The sequence below is a fragment of the Desulfallas sp. Bu1-1 genome, from assembly GCF_015594625.1.
Classification (GTDB): Bacteria; Bacillota; Desulfotomaculia; order Desulfotomaculales; family Desulfallaceae; genus JADNRQ01.
The window spans coordinates 32,674-55,169 of the sequence record NZ_JADNRQ010000006.1; the positions used below are offsets into that span (position 1 = coordinate 32,674).

Here is a 22,496-nt window from a genome sequence, read left to right on the forward strand (position 1 = left end):
ATCACCCCTTATAACCCCAGCGCTTTTCTTTTTTGTTCAATGATTTCCGTCAACTTTTCCGCCGCCGGTTCAATTTCACCCTCCAGGATCACTTTACCGCCGGTGAGCTGTTCCATATCCTCCGTTAAAACTTTGCTCACCAGTTTGCTGCCGGTGACAAAGGGCGGTATGGCCAGGTGCAGCGGCAGGCCCAGGGCCAGTCCGAACGCGCCGTCGGCCAGGGCCTGTTCTTCCAGCCACTGGGGGGCGGACAGTACCAGTGGCAATTGGGGAATGTCGATATCCAGGGCCCTGGCCAATTCCGCAGCCACTATTTCCAGCCGTCCGATGGCCAGGCAGGGGCCGAAATTCAGTACCGGAGGGATACCCAACTTCCGGCAAACGGATTTTAGACTCTCGCCGGCAAGTTCCGCCGCCGCCGGGGACATCAAACCTAAGTTTTCCAGGCCGCCGCTGGTGCAGCCGGCGGACAGCACGATGATGTCCCGCTTGATCAATTCTTTGGTCAATCCCACGGTAAAGACATCATGCCCCTTGGCCGTCAAGTTTGAACAGCCTACCACCGCGGCGACCCCTTTAACGGCGCCACCGGCAATCAGGTCGATCAGGGGCTTGAAGGTGCCGCCCAGAAATTTTTTCAAAGATTTTTCGCTGATGCCGGTGATAGCATCATCATATCCGTGTTCAGGGATATCCATTTGCACTTTACCCCGGCGCCGGGTGTAGCTTTCCAGGGCCGCCTGCATTACTTTATCCGCCAGGGCCTTACTCTCGTTAGGGTCAAACCGCACGTATTCGGCGTTGGACTTTTTAGCCACGTCATCAAAACAGATCTGTTTAACCAGGAACTGCTCACAAATTGGCTCCAGGCCGGGCAACGTGCAGTTGAACTCGGACAGTACCAGGTCGATGCCCCCGGTGGCCAGCAGGGCCTCACTGGTGAAATTGTTTCCGGCATGACCGGCAAATGACTCCCGGCAATGCACCCCGCGCAGTTGCATATCCTGGCCTACGCAGGTGCAGCCGATAATCTTGAACCCTTTGGCCCCGGCCCGGCCGGCCAGAGCGGTGGCTTCCGGGGTGGATATGCGCTCCTGCAACACACCGATTAGGGAGTGCTGGTGGCCGGTAACCATGATGTTAATGTAATTCGGGTCAACCACGGAAAAGCCGACCCTGGCGGCGGTGATCTCCGGTTCGCCCAGCATAATATCGTTTAGATAGTTGGTTAGGGTTAACCCGTATAATCCCGTGGCAATGCCCAGTTTTAAGGCATGCAACAGCATATCCACCGGGTCGCTGGAAAGGTTGGTGCTGGTTTTGACGATGGCGTCGAACACTTCGGATTTGGCGCCGCCGGGGAGTATGCCTAGTTCCCGCCAGCGCCGGAACCTCGGCTGGTAGGCCAGTTTTTCCACCAGGGCCATCTGCTGCCCCCGGGGCCGGTAAAGGTCTTCCAGTACCAGGTCCGCTACCCGGACAGCCTGCCGCGCCGGGTCGGTTTCCCCGGTTTCCAGCAATTCCGCCAGTTCACGCAGCGTTTCGGGCCCTTTAATGGATAAATCGGTTTTTCCCCGGCCAATAGCCTTCAGGTTGTTGGCGGCGTTTTCCACAATATGCAGGTAACATGCCGCTCCGGCTGCCACAGCCCGTAAAAAGTTGCGGGCCACAATAGTGTCCGCGGTTGCCCCGCACACACCTTTGAGGGACTGGGGAGTAATCCGGCAGGGCCCGTTGGAGCAAAGCCGGCAGCAGACTCCCTGCCTGCCGAAGCCGCACTTGACGGCTTGGTTGGGCACCCGGTTGAAGGACGTTTCCACCCCGGGCTTGCTGCGCATGAAATCAACAAGTTTGCTGTCCGCCGAAGTACACATTGGCATTGGATTTTCCCTCCTGTGGAACAATTTATACTATACTTGAATAGTATACTTTGGGGTAAGTTTAAGAATAAAAAGTTGATGACCAAGACAATTGGAAAGTATACTGCGATAGTAAACTTTTCGTTAAAAAAAATAGGGTAATCCGAGATTCGTTTTAAGCGAAACAGACCTGGTACCAGTTATGATTTACTTAAAGTTTCAAAGTCATATTCTTTCAGCTTGTCATTAATGGCCTGCTGAATGGAGTACAGTGCTTTGTGAACGGAACATTTCGCAGTGTTTCTTTTATTGCATTCTTCCGGGGCGATCAAGCACCGGTTAATGTGGACCGGCCCCTCAACAGCTTCCACAACATCCTTCATGGTTATTTCCGCGGGTGATTTGGCCAGCGCGTAACCCCCGCCAACTCCACGGTAAGATTCAACAATGCCGGCCCGGCTTAATAAACGAAGGATCTTTAACATAAAACGCATCGGAATGTGTTCTTCTTCCGCAATTAGCCTGGCCTCGACCACTTTACCCCGGGGAAGTCGTGATAGATGTAAAACCGCCCGAAATGCATAGTCCGTTGCTTGATTAAGCCTCATCTTAAATTACCTCTCGCGGTTTAAAGTATACTAAGTGGATCCACTTTCTAATAATATATTCGCCCTGGCCTTATTTGTCAAGTGGCTCGAAAATATTTTATTGTTAGCCTTCTGAATAAACTTATTGTTTTAAGCAAAAATCCAGCAACTTCAAGCCGGATACCTGATCAAATTTCCTGATTGCGCCGGTGCCGCACAGTTCGAGGATGATCACTTCGGCTATCAGGTAAACCTCGGATTCGCCCCTGAGACAGCCCATCAGCGTCGTGTCGCCCCTGCCCAGGGCGGCGTGCAGGTGCGGTACGGGCTCGCCATTGTCCCGGTATAATGTTCCGATGCCGATGATTTCCCGGCAATCGTTGAACTTGCGCCAGACTGGAACAGGCGGCCGGGAGCACTCTTCCGGGCCTGCTACCAGCGCGGCTTCTTTCAGCGCGCCGATGACATAGAAGATCCCCGCTTCAATGTTTTCCCGCTCCGCCAGTTTCTTCAATTCATCGAGCAAGTTATCGCCGTGCTCCACATGGGCCACGAAAACCCGGCCTACTTTACCTTGCGAGTATTTCATTTTATAGTCCCTCCATTTGTTTTGCATCTGATTTCCCAAAACACACCGTTTAGTTAGCGCGTGATCACGGCCCGGCGTTGAAAATGTCCTCCAATTGATCTTCAATACCGCTCCCGCGGCATATCAAATGGGTATGACATGTCAATGCCACCTTTTTTCCTATGTTGATTGATATTTTACCAGAGAGGAGCTTAATTGGGAAACCCAAAACTGAACACTTGACTTTCTACTGGCCATGTATTATTCTTGGTTAAAATAATACGATAAATGAAACATTCGGGGGGGGGGGGTGGTACTAATAGAAAAGACGTTGTTTCAAAAATACCTGGATATTATTTTAAATAATATGGGTAGCCTGTATTCCCCCATGGAATGGCTGGAAGTCGACCTGGCCCTGTCCAAAACCGAAATTATCATCCTCCTGTTGCTGAACAGGGAACAAAATTTAAAAATAAGCGACATCAGCAAGCGCATGAATATGCCTTTAAGCAGCACCACCTTGATTATCGACCGCCTGGAGCAAAAGGAGTTGGTGGAGAGAATCCGGAGCAGTGAAGACCGCAGAGTGGTCCTGGTCAAGCTGACCCGGGCGGGTGAGGAACTGTGCTGGGAGATCTTCAGCAAAGTTGAACTGATGTTTAAAAATATAGTCGACAGGATTACGGCTAATTTAACGCAGGAAGAAGTGGAATTTTTGCAAAGGATCATTGCCAAAATCACCGGTTAATTTTTTTCGATTAATAATTCAATTTGCATTTTTTATTTTATTACCGGGAGGGCCGGGATGTTTAACGTAGGGGTGAAGTATTGCGGTAATTGTAACCCCGTTATCAACAGCAAAAAAATCCTTGACGCCCTGGTTAAGGGCATGCCGGGCTGCCGGTTCGGGCCACCGGATGCCGGTGTTCCCGCGTTGTTGATTTTAAGCGGCTGTGAGACGGATTGTGCCACCAGGCCCGGCTTACAAGTTGAGACAATTGTTGTCGCAGGTTTATCAGTTGATTATGTTAGTTGTAAAGAGGAAGATATTCCGGAAATAGTAACAAAAAAACTAATTGAAATCAAGGGAAGGATGATGGCTTAAGCGGACCCGGTGTTGCAGTAATTGTTAAAAGGATGCAGCCTTAAAGCAAATAATTTCCCAAAGTATATGCCGAAAGGAAGCAAGAGGCGGCGGGTTTTAAGATAACCCGCCTTTCTTGTTTATGTGTGCATACAAAAAACTCTTTAAATTCTTGTTAACGAGTACAAAGGTCTAATATGTGGGAAATGCGAATGAACTAGAAAAATTGAAAAGGAGGTTGCCAGGAAAATTTATTGCACAGGAGGGACGCATGCCTATGATGACGGGAGCGGAGTACATTGAGAGTTTGCGAAAACTGAATACGGAAATTTATGCTTTTGGACAAAAAATTGAAAACTTTGTGGATCACCCTCTTTTTCGCCCCCATATAAATGCGGCGGCAGTGACTTACGATATGGCCCATGAACCGGAATTTGAAGATCTGGTAACTGTAAAGTCCCACCTTACGGGAAAGAAAATAAATCGTTTCACTCATATTCACCAAAGCACTGAGGACCTGGTCAAGAAAGTAAAAATGTTGCGCATGATCGCCCAGCGTACCGGAACCTGTTTCCAGAGATGCGTGGGTTTTGACGGCTTGAATGCCTTATACTCGGTAACCTACGAAATGGACCAGGCGCTGGGGACCGGTTATCACAAGCGGTTTGTAGAATTTTTAAAGTACGTGCAGGAAAACGATTTAATGTCCGCCGGTTCCATGACCGACCCCAAGGGGGACCGCGGTTTGCGCCCCAGCCAACAGGCCGACCCGGACATGTATGTGCGGGTGGTCAAGAAAACAGGCGAAGGCATTGTCATCAGGGGAGCCAAGGCCCACCAGACGGGCATAGTAAATTCGCACTACATGGTGATTATGCCCACCGTCGCCCTGGGGGAGGCCGACCGGGACTATGCCGTGGCCTGCGCCGTGCCGGTGGACGCCCCCGGCATATTCCACGTTTTCGGCCGCCAGACCAACGACGAGCGGCGCCTGGAAGGCGAAATAGATACCGGCAACGCCAGGTATGGTATCGTGGGCGGCGAGGCGCTGACTGTTTTGGAGGATGTTTTTGTCCCCTGGGACAAAGTTTTTATGTGCGGAGAATACCAGTATGCCGGCATGCTGGTGGAAAGATTCGCTTCATACCACAGGCAAAACTACGGCGGTTGCAAGTGCGGGGTCAGTGATATTATTATTGGCGCCACCATGACTTTGGCCGAGTACAACGGTGCGGCCAAAGCTTCCCATATTAAGGATAAAATTACCGAAATGCTGCATCTCAGCGAGACATTATACTGCTGTTCCATTGCCTGCTCCGCCGAGGGAAGGAAAACCGCATCGGGCGCTTATTATGTAGACCCTCTTTTGGCAAATATTGTTAAACAAAATGTTACCCGTCATATTTACGAAATCTGCCGGCTGGCCCATGACATAGCGGGCGGTTTTATCGCCACTTTGCCTTCGGAAAAAGATTTTCTTAGTCCCAAAACCGGTCCCTTCCTGGAAAAATATTTCCGCGGCGTGGCCGGTGTGCCCACCGAACACAGGGTTAGAATAGCCCGGCTGGTGGAAAACATGACCGGCGGCACCGCCCTGGCGGAAAGCATGCACGGCGCCGGATCACCCCAGACCCAGAGGGTTATGATTATGCGCCAGTCCAACATGGAACATAAGAAACGGTTGGCCCGTAAACTGGCGGGTATCCCCGAGCAGGAATAAGGATCAAATTTTTTTATCGCAAATAATTTAAACTTTATAAATTATCTTTTTTATTAGTAAACAGGGGAGGGATATCTAGTGATTTCAATTGGTAAAGACCTCTGGCCATCCGAGTTTACCGAAGGAATCATCGAAGAAACCATCAACGGTGTAACCGTCAATGTCTACGCCGACCGCCCCAAAACGGTAATTGAAACTTTGCAAAACAGCGCCCGGCGTTTCCCTGATAAGGTGGCTTTGGTAATGGGAAATGAACGGATCACTTACGGGGAATTGAACAGGCGGGTCAATAACATGGCTTATGCTTTGCGAACAAGGTATGGCGTGAAAAAAGGCGACCGGGTGGCCCTTTTGCTGACCAACGGCATTCCCTTTGTCATTACGCTTTATGCCGTGGCCCAATTGGGCGGCATCGCGGTTCCCCTGAATACCAAGCTAAAGAGCGCCGAACTGGAGTACATGATTAAAAATTCAGGTTCCTGTATTCTGGTGCTCAACGACAGCTGGTGGGCAAACATTGAGCCGGTATTAAATTCCATCACCAACTGCCGCGAATTTTTTGTAGTGGGTAAACAGATACCCGGAACCAAACCATTTGGCGACTTAATTGATCCCGGCGCTCCGGAAACCGTGACGGAACAAATCGATGAACATGACGTTGCCTTTATTATGTACACTTCCGGCACCACGGGACTGCCCAAGGGAGCAATGAATACCAATTTTAACGTTATTCACACGATGATCAGCTACAAAAGAATATATGAACTTACTTCCGACGACAGGACAGTGATCGCCGTACCCCTGTTTCACGTTACCGGCCTTTACGCCCAGCTATTGACTTATATCAACCTGGGCTGCACCATCGTGCTCATGCCTATGTATAAAACGGAAGAAATGCTAAGGATACTGGAAGAAGAAAAAATCACCAGCATGATCGTGGTGCCAACCATATATGTAATGATGTTGATGCACCCCGATCATAAAAAGTATGACCTGTCTCATTTGCGGGTGGCGGGTTTCGGAGGCGCGCCCATTTCCGGGGAGACGGTAAAAATGCTCCGGGACTGGCTCCCTCAAATTGAACTGCATAATACCTACGGTCTTACGGAAATTGCCTCCCCGGGAACCTGTATGCCCAAGGAAGACGCGCTTAGGAAGCTGGGGTCAATCGGCCTGCCCTTCCCCGTAAACAAGTGCAAGGTGGTTGATCCGGTTACCGGAGAAGAATTGCCGCCCAACACCGAAGGGGAATTGCTGATCAATTCTCCCAACCTGACCCCGGGTTACTGGCAAAATCCCGAAGCAACCAAAAAGGCCATTGTGGACGGGTGGCTGCACACCGGGGATATCGCCAAAATTGACGAAGAAGGCTATGTCTATATCATGGACCGCATTAAGGACATGATCAACCGCGGCGGCGAAAAAATCTTCTGCGTCGAGGTTGAAGATGTTCTTTACAGCAACAACAAAGTCATGGAAGCGGCGGTGGTCGGCGTCCCGGACGAAGTTTACGGTGAGGTTGTCAAAGCCTTCATTGTCACCCGGCCCGGTTGCACTCTTACCGAGGAAGAGGTGCAGGATTGGGTGCGGGAGCGGTTGGCTAAATACAAAGTGCCAAAGTTTGTTGAATTTTTAACCGAGCTGCCTAAGAACCCCAATGGAAAAGTAATGAAAAATGTTTTGCGGGGAAAATAATGTTTCATCGCTTGAACTACATCAAAAAGAGGGGGGTATTTATTTGAAATGAAAAACTTGTTTGATTTAACCGGTAAAACTGCTATTGTGACAGGTGCTGCTTCCGGCTTGGGGCAGCAGATTGCAATTGGGGTGGCCGCTTATGGCGCTAATGTAGTTGCGGTGGGAAGCCCTCGTCATGGTGCCGAAAAAACGATTGAAGAGATTAAAAAAATAGGCGGTAAAGCAATTGGATTACAAGTGGACGTTTCGAACGCCGCTGAGGTTAAGCAAATGGCTCAATACGCGCTGGATGAATTTGGAGCAATTGACATTGCCTATAATGTGCCGGGAATTAATGTAAGAAAGGAGGCGTTGGATTTAACAGAGGAAGAATGGGATAGAGTTATCAAAGTAAACTTGAAAGGAGTTTATCTTTGTGCAAAAACTATTGGTGAAGTTATGGTTAAACAGCGTAGAGGTAGAATGATTAATATGTCATCAATATTTGGCACGGTTTGTATGAAGAGACAAGTAGCTTATGCGACCAGTAAGGGTGGTATTAACCAAATGACCAAGGTGCTTGCGGTGGAATGGGCTCCTTACGGGGTTACTGTCAATGCCATTGCGCCGGCATACATGAAAACTCCTTTAGTCCGTCAGGTCATGGAAGATAAGGAATGGTATGAGGACGTTAAAAGTAGAAATGCCATGCAGAGACTTGGTGAGCCGGAAGAAATAATCGGCCCGGCTGTATTCTTAGGTTCCGATGCTTCAAGTTTTATAACAGGAACGATACTTTATGTAGACGGTGGGTGGACTATCCTTTAATCAATAACTATTTTTTTGGCGGGAAAAGTTTTTATTTTTAGAAAAGAGCAAATTTTATTTATGGGGGGAAAATTAAGATGAAATCCCGGTGGATAATATTAATTATCGTCTGGTTACTATATATTATAAATTACTTTGACAGAACCAGCGTTTTAACATTTCTTCCATTAATCAGAGAAGACCTAAATCTTACCCATGGGCAAATTGGCACCGCTGCTTCGGTATTTTTCTTTGCCTATGCGCTTGCCCAGTTTTCTGCAGGTTGGTTATCTGACCGCATTGGTCCCAAAAAAGTTATAGGAATTGCCATTTTTGTTTTCTCTTTTATAACCTTTGTTACCGGCCTGGTAAAAAACTTTACCCAATTTATTTTAATCAGATTGGGCCTTGGATTGGGTGAGGGACATCATTTTGCACCGGCAAACAAGACCATAGCAAACTGGTTTCCCAAAGAAGAAAAAGGTCGCGCGACAGGATTTTTCTCTACAACTTGGGCAGTAGCACCCGCGATTATTCCAGTGACTGTTACCTGGTTAGCTGCTAGTTTAAATGGTTGGAGACCAGTGTTCTATTGTTTGGCTGTTTTTGGTATATTGGGTATTTTCTTGTTGTTTTACTTTATTGAAAATACTCCAAAAGAAGCGTTAGAAAAGGGGAAAATATCAAAGGACGAATTTGAATACATTAACTCAGGTCTAATTCAAATAAACGATGAAAAAAGTTCAAAGATAAGCACCAAAGATTCTCTGAGAATTCTTCTAAAAGATGCCAGTTTTTGGAGCTACTCCTTTGCACTTTTCTGTGTTCTGGGAATTTATTGGGGTAGTACAAGCTGGATTTCCTCTTTTTTATATGAACAATATGAGTTTAGTATTAAAACTATGGGTGCTTTAGCATCATTACCCTATGTTGCAGCATTTTTTGCAATGATGACCGGTGGGTGGTTAATGGACAGGGTTTTTAAGGGCAGGGTAAAACCTGTTTTGGCTGCGTCATTCATTTGCAGCATTCCTATCTTGTTGCTAATTGCTAAAGTTCCACAAGGCAATAATGGCCTTCTTGTTTTAATGTTAATTCTTCTTGGGTTCTTTACCAACTTATCGTTTGGTGTGGTTTATGGGTATCCTCAGGTAAGATACCCAAAGGAAATTTTAGGATCAGCAGTAGGGATTTCAAACGGTATTGGTCAGTTTGGTTCATTTATAGCACCCTTGGTTGCAGGGTTTTTAGTTATTAAAAATGCAGAAGGTATTTTTTATACCCAGGTGTTTGCCTTTTTCTCTGTCGTTGCCATTGTTGGATTAATTTTTACACTTTTATTAAGTGAGAAAACTTATAACTATGAGGAAAAAATTGGGGGAGTTCAAATAGCGTCCAGCTCTGCAATAAGAAAAGTTTAATGAATTAATTCATCCCAAGCAGTTTATTTAATAATTAATAATTTAGCCGGCGCTAATTTCACTGCTAACAAAAGTAGTGTTAAGCGTTCGGCTTATTTATTTATGATATTTTTATGGAGTAAAGACTTTTATATCTAAATATTATAAATTTTGTATTTTTGCATTTTTCGTATTAAAGTAGTGCGATGGATACCTAGCCTTTGTGCCACGGTTTCTAGAGAATTAGTATAACTCAATGCCTTAATAATTAACTTTTTTTCAAATTCCTGAACGGCATTTTGCAGATTGGAAATCTCGAGCCCGTTAATGATCAAGCCGGGAGTGGGGTTTAAAAGACCCAATTCTTCCTGAACAATGCTTTTGGTAATTTCCTTGTCGGGATAAAGGACGACAATCCGCTCAATTAGATTTTCCAGCTCCCGTACATTACCGGGCCATTCGTATGATAGCAGTAATGATATGGCATCGGAGGTAAAACGCTTTTGGATGTGATAATCCAGTCTCATCTTATTTAAAAAATGGTTGATTAATTCAAAAATATCTTCGGGCCTTTGGCGCAGTGGAGGTATATTGATTGGGACGACATTTAATCGATAGTATAAGTCTTCCCGGAATTTACCCTGATCAACAAGTTCACGAAGGTTACGGTTTGTTGCGGCAACAAATCTTACATCTGCCTTTACCGGGTGTGTTGCGCCCACCGGGAGGAATTCCCGTTCCTGTAGCAAACGTAACAGCTTTACCTGCATAGAGATGGGAAGTTCGCTAATCTCGTCCAGAAAAAGAGTACCTCCGTGTGCAGCCTGGACGAGCCCCTTTTTGCCGCCATGCGCCGCCCCGGTAAATGCTCCGGCTTTATAGCCGAACAGTTCTGATTCAAATAATTCCGAAGGGATAGCCCCCGCGTTAACTCGCACAAAAGGCCCGTTATTGCGCCTGCTCAAATGGTGAATCAGCCTGGCAATCACTTCCTTGCCCACACCCGATTCGCCCGTAATAATCACCGTGGAATCGAAGCATGCCGCCCGGCTGGCTTTAGACAATACATCTTGCATGGCCGGGCTTTTAGAAACTATCTTCCCAACCCCCTCGATATATACTTGAGTGTCGGTGTTCATGGGTTCCCCGTTGAGATCGTTATATGGTCTTACCGTGGTTACTACAAAAATTATATTTCCGTTCTGATCATAAATGGGGGTGCCGGAAGCGAGTAATTTTCTGTTATTGGGCAAGATGGTTTGGGGAATGATAAAAGGTTTGTTCTCCGCCAAAACTTTTAAGGTTACGGAATTGTCAAGAACTTTTTGCTTGAGCATATCGCTCATGTGCAAGCCGATAAACTCGCTTGCCTGCAATCCGCTCAGCATTTCATAACCTTTGCTGGCCGCGATATTATAACCGTTACCGTCGGTTATCCACAACCCGTATGCATCTTCCCCGTTTTCATTATTCCGTTTTTTTTCATAATCGTTAGTGGCAGGTAGCATTATTGTCCCTCCCTGCTGTGCAGATTTGCACTGAAAAGGAGTGCGGATTTGCACGGAATCCGGAAAATAAACAGTATTGAAAGCCCAAAAAAGCTTCGCGTTTATGATGCTAAATGGATGGCATCATTTTTGCTCACAATATTCAGAAAGATAAAAATAATATTTCTTTATTTATTAATTTAACACTACTTAATTTCCTTGTCCATTTTAAGAGGGTAAAAAAATGAGAGGAGGGATTGATTATTTTATTCCAACAGCAAAGCATTCAGAAGCAGGTAAGTAAAAGTACCGGTATCAATTCTTCCAGGCAATATAAGGGTTTTTCCCTGAGGGGTATATTTTATCAACAATTGATTGAAATGTTATTAGGCGGTCATGGTGTCCAGGATCTATTGGAAACAATTTATAAAAATATAAGGCTACCGGTTATGATAATTTCCTCCGCCGGAGAGGTACTTCATTATGCCGGTTACGATCAATGCCCCGGTTTAGTGCTTACTCGTTCTTTTTTATCTTTGGAACAGCACAAATTTTCTTATGAAGAAAAACCGAAGAAATATAGCTTTGAAATCGACGGTAAAAGCATTGAATGCCTTGTACTGCCGCTGTTACAAAGAAAAGGAAACATGGCTTATTTAATTGTTGCTGCACAAAGAAAAAATGTTAACCGGCCAATGCTGGAACTACTACAGGCAGCGGCCCAGGTGCTGGCTTTGGAGATGGACCGGGAGGATCGCCTTTATTTTTTTGAAACGAAGCATCAAACGGAATTCATTTTAGATATTCTTATGGAAGAAAATCCCAAAAAGGAGAAGTTAAAGTTGGCCTCACGTGTTTGCGGGCGGAATTTGGAAGAGCCGCATCTTGTTTTCGTGGCCGCTTTCACCCCTGGGGAGTATAAACTAAAAGAAAAATCAACCCAAATATTTAAAAGCAACCTGAAATTAATTATGGGCCATAATTTTCTTGATCTGGCTCATGGCGATTGGTACGTTGTTTTGGTGCCGGAAAAAAGTAAGAATTTACAGGATATCATTGATTTAATGCGGCAGATACACAGAAAAACGAATATGGAACTACCTGAAGGCACCAGGTTATTCACGGCTTGCCAATCTTTAGTGCGGCGTGAATACAATCTGGGAAAAGGCTATAAAGAAGCTCGCTTTTCTTTGGAACTGGGCTTGTCGACCGGTGGTGGGGATTCTTTTATTCAATTTGACAAGGTCGGCATTTCCGGTCTCCTATATAATTTGTGCCAGAACCCGGCTTCAGCTAACATATTAAGTGAGTATTCCAAAGGGAAATTGGGCCGGTTGATCAATAACGACATGTTGCATAAAACGGAATTGTATCCTACTTTATCGGTTTACTTGGAAAACAACGGTAATATTACGGTCACTGCCGAAAAACTTTTTATTCATCCGAATACTTTACGTTACAGGATAAATAAAATTGAAAAGTTGCTAAACACGGATTTATCAAAATTTGAAAGCATAGTTGAATTGGCTATAGCTTATAAAATTGATCAATTACTTAAAATTAAATACGTTTAACACTTTCATTGTTTGTTGAAACAATTACCAGCGATAATTTTAGAGGGCGAAGGTATAACATGAACCTTCGCCCCAATTGCGTTAATTTAATGTAGTCGTAATTTTTCCTAAGGTTTAAAATAAAGCCTTGGTAAACTTTCGCTGCTGCCATTGGTTTTCGGTGTTATTTCAAGAACTTCGCGATATATTCCGCCAAGTCCACCACCCGGCAGGAATAACCCCATTCGTTGTCGTACCACGCCATGACCTTGACCAGCTTGCCGCCCAGCACCATGGTGGACAGCGCATCCACAACGCTGGACCTGCTGTCCCCGTTAAAGTCCCTGGAAACCAGGGGTTCGGTGGAATAGCCCAGGATGCCCCGCAGTTCTCCTTCCGCCGCGCTGCGCAGCGCTTCGTTCACTTCGACCGCGCTGGTCGGCCTTTCAACCTGGGCCACGAAGTCCACCATCGACACATTGGGCGTCGGCACCCGTACGGCAAAACCGTTCAGTCTACCCTCCAGCTCGGGGAGCACCATGCCCACCGCTTTAGCGGCGCCGGTGGTGGTGGGGATGATGGACAGCGCCGCAGCCCTGGCCCTCCTCAAATCCTTGTGGGGAAGGTCAAGGATTTGCTGGTCGTTGGTGTAGGAGTGCACCGTGGTCATCATGCCGTACTCAATGCCGAAATAACGGTGGAGTACCTTCGCGATGGGGGCCAGGCAGTTGGTAGTGCACGAAGCGTTTGAGACGACGTTGTGCCGGTTGTGATCGTATGTTTCGTGGTTAACCCCCATAACCAGGGTGGCGTCTACGTTTTTGCCCGGCGCGGTGATGATTACCTTCCCGGCCCCTGCCTCCAGGTGCAGTTGGGCGCTTTTCATATCCACGAATTTTCCGGTGGCTTCAATTACGATATCCACACCGAGATCTCCCCACGGTATTTCGGCCGGGTTTTTAAAGCTGGTTACGTTAATGCTTTTTCCTTCTATTAATATACTTTGTTCGGTGGCTTCGACCGCTGTGTCCAAGGTGCCGTGCACGGAGTCGTACTTCAGAAGGTGGGCAAGCGTCGCCGGCGAAGTGAGGTCGTTTACTGCCACGATTTCCATACCGGTACACCTGTTTCTGCAAATCCGGAATACGTTTCTTCCGATTCTACCAAAGCCGTTAATCCCAACTCTAACTTTCATCAAAACGCCTCCTTTCAAGGTAGGGACTTTTAAATATTACTCATTTTTAAATAAAAGATTAGTTAAATTTATCAGATCTAGAAAGTCTGCTTGTGAAAGATTCTACACGTTATCCGGTTAATTGTAAATATGGTAAAAGTAAAAAGGGTACCACCAGTATTTTTGGCAAAAACTGTTTGCTCATGAGAGTTTAGTTAATTTAAGTGTACCCTACTATAGCGGGGTTTTAGCTTGGCTGGCCCCGCTTTTATTCTATAAAGTTTTTAATAAAAATACATTGACAGAAGATAGGAAGTCTTTTATATTAGATCATAAGGATATAATTATATAAGTAACTGAATAATTTTAATAATATCGTTTATAGCACAAATTTATTAACTTTACGGAAGGATAAAGGAGGAATTTATATGGTTTAACAGGCTGCGTACTAATTTACGCCCTGCAAAAATAAGTAGTTACCAGTTAACCAATCAGTAAACTGCAAAATACAATTAAGATGCTTTTGGGGAGATGAACAATATGACCTTCATGGCAATATTACAGAGCGGTATTAACGAACTTCTGGAATACCTGTCGGCGCACGTGCTCACCTGCCTGGTGCCGGCCTTCTTCATCGCCGGCGGCATTGCGGCGGTGGTGTCCACCGGCGCGGTGTTAAAATATTTCGGCCCCCGGGCGCCCAAGCACCTGGCTTACGGGGTGGCCTCGGTATCCGGCGCCATTTTGGCTGTCTGCTCCTGCACCGTGCTGCCCCTGTTTGCGGGTATCCACAAAAAAGGCGCGGGGCTCGGCCCGGCGGTCACGTTTCTTTTCTCCGGTCCGGCCATCAATATCCTGGCCATAGTACTCACCGCCCGGAAAATGGGCTGGGAGCTGGGCCTGGCCCGGGCCATAGGCGCTATATCGTTTTCCATTATTATCGGCCTGTTAATGGCCTTCATCTTCAGGAAAGAAGAAGTTGCCGGCAGCGATGACGGCGGCATGTTTGCCGGTGAAGAGGGCAAGCCGGTGGGTCATCTTTTGGCTTTCTTCGGCACTCTGGTGGCCATCTTGCTGTTCGGCACTGCGGCCATTCCCTTCTGGAGCAAAATCGCCATTATTTTCTCGCTGCTCAGCTTTTTGGCCGTGGTGCTCACCCAGTGGTTCGATGGTGACGAAGTAAAGGAATGGCTGGTGGAAACCTGGAAATTCGTTAAGCTGATATTCCCCATCCTACTGGTGGGCGTGTTTGTGGCCGGTATCCTCAAAGCCGTAATTCCCCAGCACTGGATTGAGGTTTCGGTGGGCGGCAACGGCCTGTCGGCCAACCTGCTGGCCTCGGTGTTCGGCGCGCTGATGTATTTCTCCACCCTGACCGAGGTGCCCATCGTCAAGGCGTTTTTGGACATGGGCATGGGCAAAGGCCCGGCCCTGGCACTGCTGCTGGCCGGCCCCTCGCTTAGCCTGCCCAACATGCTGGTGCTCCGGAACGTCATGGGTACCAAAAGGACCATCGTATATGTGCTGATTGTAGTGGTGCTGTCCACACTTACGGGCATGGTATTCGGGAGCATTGTGGGTTAAATGTAAAGCGGGCTGGAGAGGCATTCCTCTACCCCCGCTTTTTCTTATCAGCCGGGTTTTCAGTCACCGGCTTCTTTCTTACGCCTGGCGGCAAAAAATCGTTTCAGGTTACCGGGTACATCTTTTATTGGCCGGGGATTATCAGCGGCTTTATTGCCTCCCCCGTAAACCTCTCTAAGAATGGCCTCGATGATCATGGCTCTGGGAGGCACGGTGTATTCCCGGCCCTGGTATACCCATACCCGGCAGTCCACATCCTCGCCGCAGAGATCGCCGCAGGACTCACACAGGCTTTCTTTAACGTCCAGCTGGATATCCTTACCGTTGATACGAATGGTAGGAGAACTGATAAACCCCAGCTCGCGGGCCTGTTCTTCGGTTTGCACGTGAACCTTGCGTACTGTAACCTGCATGCCGGTTGCTTCAAGAACACGGGCCACCTCCGCTATAGCTTCTTCCAGGGTGTTTTCGGTGCCCCGGCAACGCGTGCAGGTGCTTAAATCGAGATATAAAAAGTCAATTTCCAGCCGACGCGGCTGGTCCGCAGGTTGTACCGGGTTGCAGCACGAGGAACCGGCGGTGCAGCAGGAGGTGGTGTTTGCGGTGGCCGGGTTGTTTGTTGTTCCGCAACAGCAACCGCCTTTGGTATTGGTATTGCTCATAGTTAACCCTCCCCAATGGTATATTTTACTTGCCAATGCTGTCATATATCAAATTAATTTGATATATGACAGCAAAAAAATTTACGTGGTCTTAATTGTAAAGTCCTTATTTAACTGGTCCAGATAATCTTGCAGAGTTTTTTTGTTAATAGAATAAAACTTCCATTTGCCCCGGGGTTCCTCCGTGACCAATCCGGCTCCGGTCAGTTCTTTCATATGGTAGGAAACCCTGGACTGAATCATGCCCAGTTCGGTCATCAACTCGCAATTACACATGCCGTACCGGTGGTTGTCATGCTTGTTCGTGGCGCAGCAAGTTCCTTCGCTGCGGGCCAATAGCAACATGATTCTGTACCTGATCGGGTCGCTTAAGGCTTTGGCGATTTTAACACTATCCATGCCGGTATTATATCAAAAATTTTTGATGGGTTCAACTTTTCACTGGCACATCAATTCAGCAATGTATTTTTTGTTTTCTTCCAGATGGCATATTTCGGTTGGCGGCGGTTACCACCTGGCAAAACCCTTGCCCAGCACCTCGCTGGCATCCGAAACGTACATAAACGCGCCGGGGTCGATTTTTACAACAATATCCTTGAGACGGGCCAGTTCAAACCGGTTGATTACGCAGTTTATCACTGTTTTTTGCGTATTGGAATAAGCACCGTGGCCGGCGAAAAAGGTTACGCCCCGGTGCAGCTCGCGGATAATCTGGTCCGATATTTGGGCGGCCTGATCAGATATGATGATCACAGATTTATTGGTGTTCAGGCCAGTGATTACCGAATCAACCGTCTTGCCCAGTACGAACATTGAGATAATGGTATACAGACCGGTGTTGACGGGGAAAAAGAACAGGGAAGCGGCAATAACAAGTAAATTGGAATAGAAGGTTACCTCGCCCAGGCCGAGGTTTTTTCTTTTTTTCAACACCATCGCGACAATATCGGCCCCGCCGGTGCTGCCTCCGGCCCTGAAAATGAGGCCCAAGCCAGCTCCGCCCAGGGCGCCTCCGAAAACGGCGGCCATGATCAGGTCGATTTGGGGCGCCGGAACAAGATTCTTTGTCATGGCCAGCAACGCGCTCAAGGCGAAAGTGCCCGCCAGGCTGTAAAGCAAGAACCGGCGGTTGATTTCCCGGTAACCCCACCAGAAAATAGGGATATTGATCAATAAAATCATCAAGGAAACCGGAACTTTAAACAAGTAATTCAAGATAATGGCCAGGCCGGTTACTCCCCCGGTCAACAAGTGATAGGGAATAATAAAAGTATTGATACTAATTGCTGTTATAAAAGCGCCGGCGCCGATGAGGGCCAGGTCTGCGGAAATTCGCTTCAATCCGGCGCTATGAAAACTAAACCGGCGCAGCCACCCGATTGTTGACATATGCAAAACTTTTCACCTCGAAAACGCGTCTTTTTAACCTGTCGGCAAAGTCCATGGGGCAAAAGCCGCACCATGTTCCCGGTGTTTTTGTTATTATGTACAAATAATAATCGGGTTGTCCCTGTCAGATAAAGTTAAACACAGATTATTTTGTTAGAAACATCTTGAAACTCATTAATAAATTTTGATAAAATTTAACTGAATGAATGGTCATTTATTATTTAATATTAAAGGAGTTAAATAAAGTGAACATAAAAAAAATAAAAATTCATTCGTACCTTTTCCGAACGTTTATCCTTGCAGCGCCGGGGGGCGCAATTATCGTGTATGTAATAATGAACTTTATTAACAACATATATAGTTCCATGCTGCTGGCCGGGCTATTATCAGGTCTGCTGGGAATAGCAATAAGCGCTAAAAATTATAAGCAGCTCATCGCACCAATGAAAGCCATTATCGATGATCTCGATACGCTTGTGGCCCAAAGCCGGATCAAGGGATTATCCATAAGAACCATACACGATATCAAGCAGGCCTTTCGCCAAATACTGAATAATTTAACCCGGGATTTGTCAAAGGTTACTGCTGAAATTCAAAAAGCATCCAGTCAAATGACCAATGCTTCAAAAGAAACATCTGACGGTGCAATATCAACGGCATCGGCAATCAGCCAGGTTGCGGCCTCAATTCAACAGGTTGCGGCCAATTCACAGCAAATAGCCCAATCGTCCACTCAAACCGCTGATTACGCTAATGAGGGCAGAAAAGGCCTGAGTCGTATCGCGGGCCAGATGAATAACATTCAAAAAGTATCCATTCAAAGTTCGGAGGCAATTCGGAGCTTGAATGAAACAGCGCAACAAATATCGCAAATTGTTGAGATTATTACCCAAATAGCCGAGCAAACAAATTTACTGGCCTTAAATGCGGCTATTGAAGCGGCCAGGGCGGGATTCTCCGGGCGGGGCTTTGCCGTGGTTGCGGAGGAAGTGCGCAATTTAGCCGAAAAGTCGGCTGATTCAGCCAGGGAAATTCAAAAATTGATCGAATTGACGCAGCAAAAAACTTGGGATGCGGTACAGGTGGCCAATCAAAGTATTTCACAGGTTGAATCCGGGTTGGAAGTGGTGAAGGAAGTGAGCGAAACCTTTGAACGGATTCTTATTTCCGTAGATAATTTGGCGGGTGAAATACAATCAGTAACCGCAGCCACTGAAGAAATGGCATCGGCGATACAAAGTGTCACCGATACCGCGGAAAAACAAGCCGCAAACATGGAAAACGTCACTTTAAATGCGCAAAATCTAAATGATTTGTCCAAGGAACTCGAAAAGCTCGCCGTAAGATTTGATATTGCCGGAACCGGTGGCAATAAAGTTTATGGAACATAAGCCATTCAGGGAAGTGCGTCCCGGGCACCGGGCGGCCTGCCACGCGGTATCGTCAATATACAGCCGCGAACCGGTTATAGTAAAGTGTATAAACGGTACGGGAGGAAAGGCCATGACCAAAAAAAACAACCGGGTTCGACGCGATGACGAATGGATTCTAGTGAATAATACAATCGCAATGGCCGTTTTTAAAATCATCGCCGGCAAGGAAGGCATGCTCCATTACCCTGAATATGAAATCTATGCCAGCGGATGTTTTTTGTAAAACTCCTTGGTTTTCAACCTCAGCCGGCGAAGTATAATATTTAACCACCCCCGCGGCAATCTTTTGGGCCAGAACATCTAAGTATTCCGGATATTGCAAAAGTTTCCTTTCGTGCGGATTGCTTAAAAAACCGGCTTCCACCAGTACCGCAGGTACCTTGGTATTGCTCAACATATAGCAGTTGCTGATCTTGGCGATTCTCTTTTTCATACCCGGTATGGTTCTAAGTTCCTGCTGTATGGCCAGCGCCAGTAATTTACCTTCCTTTGACTTTGGGTGGTAAAAAGTTTCAGCCCCCTCGTAGGATTTTTGGCGCAAGCTGTTGACGTGTATGGTAATTACTAAATCAGCTTTGTGCGATTCAATGAGTTTAATTCTCCGGTTTAAATCGTACCGCTTGGCGTCGCGACCGTGCAGTCCAACAATAGCGTGGTTATAATCCCCGTCCCGGGTCAAGATTACTTTGGCGCCGGCGTCTTGAAGGTACTTTGATAATATCTTTGAGATTTTGAGATTAATATCCTTTTCATAAATATTCCCCCAAACTGCGCCGGGATCATAACCGCCATGCCCGGGATCAACAGCAATAGTTTTTGACTGCAACGGTTTTTTAGCTGCTGCATTTGCCGCGGCAGGCTGATGTATAACAATAAATAACGCCAGAATTACAATAAATATGTTTTTCATGTCGCCCTCCGGGTGTATCGGCTCTGGTTAATGCAATAATTCAGACAGATAAACAAACTCGATTCCCCTGGCTTCCATTACCGGTAGCATCTCCTTGATAGCCCGGGCCATTTTTTCTCCGCCCAAACCCACATGGCCGATCCCAATGGCGCTGCCTTTGGCCAGTGCTTCATCCGCCAGGAGATGTAATTGTTTTTTGATGTAAGCCGTGCTTTTAACGTCGTCCAGGAATATATCCCTTTGGGCATAGGCAATACACATACTCTGAGCCAGGGGAACAATCTTTGATTCTTCCGAAGTCCTGCTGTCCAATACGTAAAATCCCTTTTCCCTGGCCACTTCCAGCACCGGGCGGATCAGGTCCTCCCTGGCAGTAATCAATGAGCCCATGTGGTTATTGAATCCGCTGGCGTAAGGCACCTGATCGAAATCACGGCGTACCTGGTTACGAATTTCTTCAGGGGTCATGTTGGAGGTTATGGCTCCGGGTCCCAACCAGCTGGCTTTACCTCTGAGTGGCTGCATTGGCAAATGAACGATTACCTCGTATCCCCGCTTTGCCGCTAGCGCGGCCTGCTGCCTTGAATATTCCAGGTTCGGCATGACCGCAAAGGTCAGGGGCCTGTCGACAGTGAGTATTTCTTTTAACCCCCTGGGGTTGCTTTGCCCGAAATCGTCGATAACAATAGCGACCTTGGCCTTTTTGCCTTCCATTATTCCCCCGGGGACCCTGGTTAACGACGGTTTACCACGGTAAAGCGGATCACTGATATCCATGTGCCCGGCCAGGGTTTTTCTTTTTCCACCGTTGACCATAATTTGTACCTGCTGTATTTCCGGGAACTCGAATAGGGTACAGGCAATGGCGCCGAGTGTTATCCATTCCCCTTCGCTGCCGATAAAACCGGATTTAATGCTTTTAATTGAAAGGTCCACTATAGCAAGGGATTCCGATATTTTTAAGTCTTTAATAGTAATGCCGTCAGGTATGCACGGGCTTAGCGCTTCCTTTTGCTGCGGGCCATCCACCAGCTGTTCCAGCGCCGAACGGGCCAATTCTTTAACCGTGCCTTGCGCCGTATTATTTACCGGGCTCATTTCTTCTGCGGCCATAAACAACCCGGTTTTGTTTTTAGGTACAAAATACAAGCCAGGTGGTTTGGCATTATTATTTACCTCCGCCGTACCATCACGCTCATATTTAAGCGCATTCGGGTTTATGGAATTATCTACGGGGCAGGTATGATTAAAGTAATTGATTATGCCTGTGCAAATCGACCGGGCTATCTTTTTGTGGTATGCGGGATCGGCCAAATATTGCCGGTCCCTGTCGCTGGAAATGTACCCCATCTCCACCACCACGGAGGGTATTTCCAGGTGGTTTAAAACGTAATAGTTCCTGGCTCGAGGCGTCCTTTTGATCACTTCGGGAATACGCCTTAATTCATTTTGTATGTTTTGGGCCAGGCACTGCCCTGTACGGTTATCCTCATTGTAAAACACCACCGCCCCGGCCCTGTTTCCTTTGGGGGAGGAGTTGATATGCAGGCTTACAAATATGTCAGCCTTGTTTTTAGATGCGAAGGCAACTCTCTCATCCAGATCATTATTTCTTTTTAAGGAAAAAAATTTTTGACCGGGCTCATAGTCACCTTCTCTGGTAAGTTTCACAGCAGCGCCTTCAAACTCCAGCATTTGGGCCAGTTTGCGGGCTACCGCAAGGGTGACGTCCTTTTCTAAGATTTTGCCTTTATCTGTACAGCCGGCGTCATTGCCACCGTGCCCCGGGTCAATGACTACAGTTTTTCCCCTGACGTTTTTTAGCGCAGGAACTGGATTTTCCTCACTAAAAATACTGCAAATGCCGGTTAAAATTAAGCTTACATAAAGCAGAACCATAATGGTTGGCTTTTGTTTATGCAGCTTGTACATTAAACGATCTCCCTCTTTCCGTGTATCTATAAGTCAAGTGAATGGATGCAACAATTATCTTAAGGCTATAGAGATATTTTTTTAAAAAAGTCTTCGGGTAATTCTCCTCACTTAAAAACAGTTATTGGAATATTGTTACTCTTAAATAACGTTGTGGCGTTTGAAAACAATGGCAAAAACAGTATCGTTAGCCCGGTAATAAATAATGTTGTACAATAATATGGGGCGCATTACCGGGTGAACTAGCCTGAAAAAAGCCCGGGAAACGGCATGGGCGTTTATTATTGATAACTTAATAGAGCTCAGGAGTGAATGTACCTTTGAAGGGTACGGTGCGCAACGTGGTGGATTTCGGGGCTTTTGTGAATATCGGGGTGAAAAACGACGGACTGGTGCATATTTCCGAAATGACGGCTGATTATGTCCGCCACCCGCTGGACCTGGTTTCCGTGGGTGATGTGGTAACGGTGCGGGTGCTTTCGGTGGACGCGGAACGCGGCCGGATCGCGCTGACAATGAAAAGTACGGTTTGAAATTTACCGGGGATACATGCCGACTTGTTCAAAATGACAATTGCATCTATCTAGCCAACGATCAAAATCTGCAAACCTCCCCGCGCATATGTTAACGGGACGCCGGCGAAATTTCCGGCATCCCGTTGGTGTACGCT

At 46.9% G+C, this 22,496-nt stretch carries 19 protein-coding genes and 1 pseudogene; 10 read left to right on the forward strand and 10 right to left on the reverse strand.

Going from position 1 to position 22,496, the window contains the following annotated elements:
- Positions 1-8 precede the first annotated feature (8 nt).
- The 3 genes from cooS to IT084_RS07780 all read right to left on the reverse strand — a co-directional run bounded on the left by cooS (position 9) and on the right by IT084_RS07780 (position 3,035).
- Positions 9-1,880, reverse strand: a complete 1,872-nt coding sequence (gene cooS, locus IT084_RS07770) for an anaerobic carbon-monoxide dehydrogenase catalytic subunit (protein WP_195712288.1) — start codon at positions 1,878-1,880, stop codon at positions 9-11.
- A gap of 179 nt (positions 1,881-2,059) precedes the next feature.
- Positions 2,060-2,467: an Rrf2 family transcriptional regulator gene (locus IT084_RS07775; RefSeq protein WP_195712289.1), complete on the reverse strand. Its 408-nt coding sequence runs from the start codon at positions 2,465-2,467 to the stop codon at positions 2,060-2,062.
- 121 nt (positions 2,468-2,588) lie between these two features.
- Positions 2,589-3,035, reverse strand: coding sequence for a PPC domain-containing DNA-binding protein (locus IT084_RS07780; RefSeq protein WP_195712290.1), 447 nt, complete (start codon positions 3,033-3,035; stop codon positions 2,589-2,591).
- 289 nt (positions 3,036-3,324) lie between these two features.
- Here IT084_RS07780 and IT084_RS07785 point away from each other — a divergent pair, with 289 nt between their 5' ends.
- The 6 genes from IT084_RS07785 to IT084_RS07810 all read left to right on the forward strand — a co-directional run bounded on the left by IT084_RS07785 (position 3,325) and on the right by IT084_RS07810 (position 9,723).
- Positions 3,325-3,762 carry a MarR family winged helix-turn-helix transcriptional regulator gene (locus tag IT084_RS07785; protein ID WP_195712291.1) on the forward strand — a complete coding sequence of 146 codons (438 nt, stop codon included), beginning with the start codon at positions 3,325-3,327 and terminating at the stop codon, positions 3,760-3,762.
- Positions 3,763-3,819: 57 nt separating this feature from the next.
- Complete coding sequence (locus tag IT084_RS07790; RefSeq protein ID WP_195712292.1) at positions 3,820-4,119, forward strand: hypothetical protein; 300 nt, start codon at positions 3,820-3,822, stop codon at positions 4,117-4,119.
- Positions 4,120-4,369: 250 nt separating this feature from the next.
- Positions 4,370-5,818: a 4-hydroxyphenylacetate 3-hydroxylase family protein gene (locus IT084_RS07795; protein WP_195712293.1), complete on the forward strand. Its 1,449-nt coding sequence runs from the start codon at positions 4,370-4,372 to the stop codon at positions 5,816-5,818.
- A 78-nt stretch (positions 5,819-5,896) separates the two neighbouring features.
- A complete protein-coding gene (locus IT084_RS07800; RefSeq protein ID WP_195712294.1) occupies positions 5,897-7,513 on the forward strand; it encodes a class I adenylate-forming enzyme family protein in 1,617 nt (538 codons plus the stop codon).
- A 48-nt stretch (positions 7,514-7,561) separates the two neighbouring features.
- Entirely contained in the window at positions 7,562-8,323 is a 762-nt protein-coding gene (locus IT084_RS07805; RefSeq protein WP_195712295.1) for an SDR family NAD(P)-dependent oxidoreductase, read from the forward strand.
- Between the two features lie 77 nt (positions 8,324-8,400).
- Positions 8,401-9,723 (forward strand): MFS transporter, encoded by a 1,323-nt coding sequence (locus IT084_RS07810; RefSeq protein ID WP_195712296.1) that lies wholly within the window; start codon positions 8,401-8,403, stop codon positions 9,721-9,723.
- Positions 9,724-9,857: 134 nt separating this feature from the next.
- Here the strand turns inward: IT084_RS07810 and IT084_RS07815 are convergent, their stop codons facing one another.
- Positions 9,858-11,210 carry a sigma-54-dependent Fis family transcriptional regulator gene (locus IT084_RS07815; RefSeq protein ID WP_195712297.1) on the reverse strand — a complete coding sequence of 451 codons (1,353 nt, stop codon included), beginning with the start codon at positions 11,208-11,210 and terminating at the stop codon, positions 9,858-9,860.
- Positions 11,211-11,446: 236 nt separating this feature from the next.
- On the opposite strand from IT084_RS07815, the gene IT084_RS07820 reads away from it, so the two are divergent.
- The gene (locus IT084_RS07820) at positions 11,447-12,763 is read left to right on the forward strand and encodes a CdaR family transcriptional regulator (protein ID WP_195712298.1); all 1,317 of its coding nucleotides are present in this window, start codon (positions 11,447-11,449) and stop codon (positions 12,761-12,763) included.
- A gap of 163 nt (positions 12,764-12,926) precedes the next feature.
- Here the strand turns inward: IT084_RS07820 and gap are convergent, their stop codons facing one another.
- Positions 12,927-13,937, reverse strand: a complete 1,011-nt coding sequence (gene gap, locus IT084_RS07825) for a type I glyceraldehyde-3-phosphate dehydrogenase (RefSeq protein ID WP_195712299.1) — start codon at positions 13,935-13,937, stop codon at positions 12,927-12,929.
- A gap of 519 nt (positions 13,938-14,456) precedes the next feature.
- On the opposite strand from gap, the gene IT084_RS07830 reads away from it, so the two are divergent.
- Positions 14,457-15,500 carry a permease gene (locus IT084_RS07830; RefSeq protein WP_195712300.1) on the forward strand — a complete coding sequence of 348 codons (1,044 nt, stop codon included), beginning with the start codon at positions 14,457-14,459 and terminating at the stop codon, positions 15,498-15,500.
- 59 nt (positions 15,501-15,559) lie between these two features.
- Here the strand turns inward: IT084_RS07830 and IT084_RS07835 are convergent, their stop codons facing one another.
- From IT084_RS07835 to IT084_RS07845, 3 genes are all read right to left on the reverse strand, one after another.
- On the reverse strand, positions 15,560-16,162 hold the full coding sequence (locus IT084_RS07835; protein WP_195712301.1) for a DUF2703 domain-containing protein: 603 nt from the start codon (positions 16,160-16,162) through the stop codon (positions 15,560-15,562).
- An 81-nt stretch (positions 16,163-16,243) separates the two neighbouring features.
- Positions 16,244-16,561 (reverse strand): helix-turn-helix transcriptional regulator, encoded by a 318-nt coding sequence (locus tag IT084_RS07840; RefSeq protein ID WP_195712302.1) that lies wholly within the window; start codon positions 16,559-16,561, stop codon positions 16,244-16,246.
- Positions 16,562-16,669: 108 nt separating this feature from the next.
- Positions 16,670-17,551: a YitT family protein gene (locus tag IT084_RS07845; protein WP_195712434.1), complete on the reverse strand. Its 882-nt coding sequence runs from the start codon at positions 17,549-17,551 to the stop codon at positions 16,670-16,672.
- A 365-nt stretch (positions 17,552-17,916) separates the two neighbouring features.
- On the opposite strand from IT084_RS07845, the gene IT084_RS07850 reads away from it, so the two are divergent.
- Positions 17,917-18,942, forward strand: a complete 1,026-nt coding sequence (locus IT084_RS07850; protein WP_195712303.1) for a methyl-accepting chemotaxis protein — start codon at positions 17,917-17,919, stop codon at positions 18,940-18,942.
- Between the two features lie 157 nt (positions 18,943-19,099).
- On the opposite strand, the gene IT084_RS07855 is transcribed toward IT084_RS07850, so the two are convergent.
- Both IT084_RS07855 and IT084_RS07860 read right to left on the reverse strand, forming a co-directional pair.
- Entirely contained in the window at positions 19,100-19,894 is a 795-nt protein-coding gene (locus IT084_RS07855) for an N-acetylmuramoyl-L-alanine amidase (RefSeq protein WP_195712304.1), read from the reverse strand.
- A 27-nt stretch (positions 19,895-19,921) separates the two neighbouring features.
- Complete coding sequence (locus IT084_RS07860; RefSeq protein ID WP_195712305.1) at positions 19,922-21,826, reverse strand: divergent polysaccharide deacetylase family protein; 1,905 nt, start codon at positions 21,824-21,826, stop codon at positions 19,922-19,924.
- A 320-nt stretch (positions 21,827-22,146) separates the two neighbouring features.
- On the opposite strand from IT084_RS07860, the pseudogene IT084_RS07865 reads away from it, so the two are divergent.
- Positions 22,147-22,359 (forward strand): annotated as a pseudogene (locus tag IT084_RS07865) (S1 RNA-binding domain-containing protein); the annotation flags it as partial.
- Between the last annotated feature and the right edge of the window lie 137 nt (positions 22,360-22,496).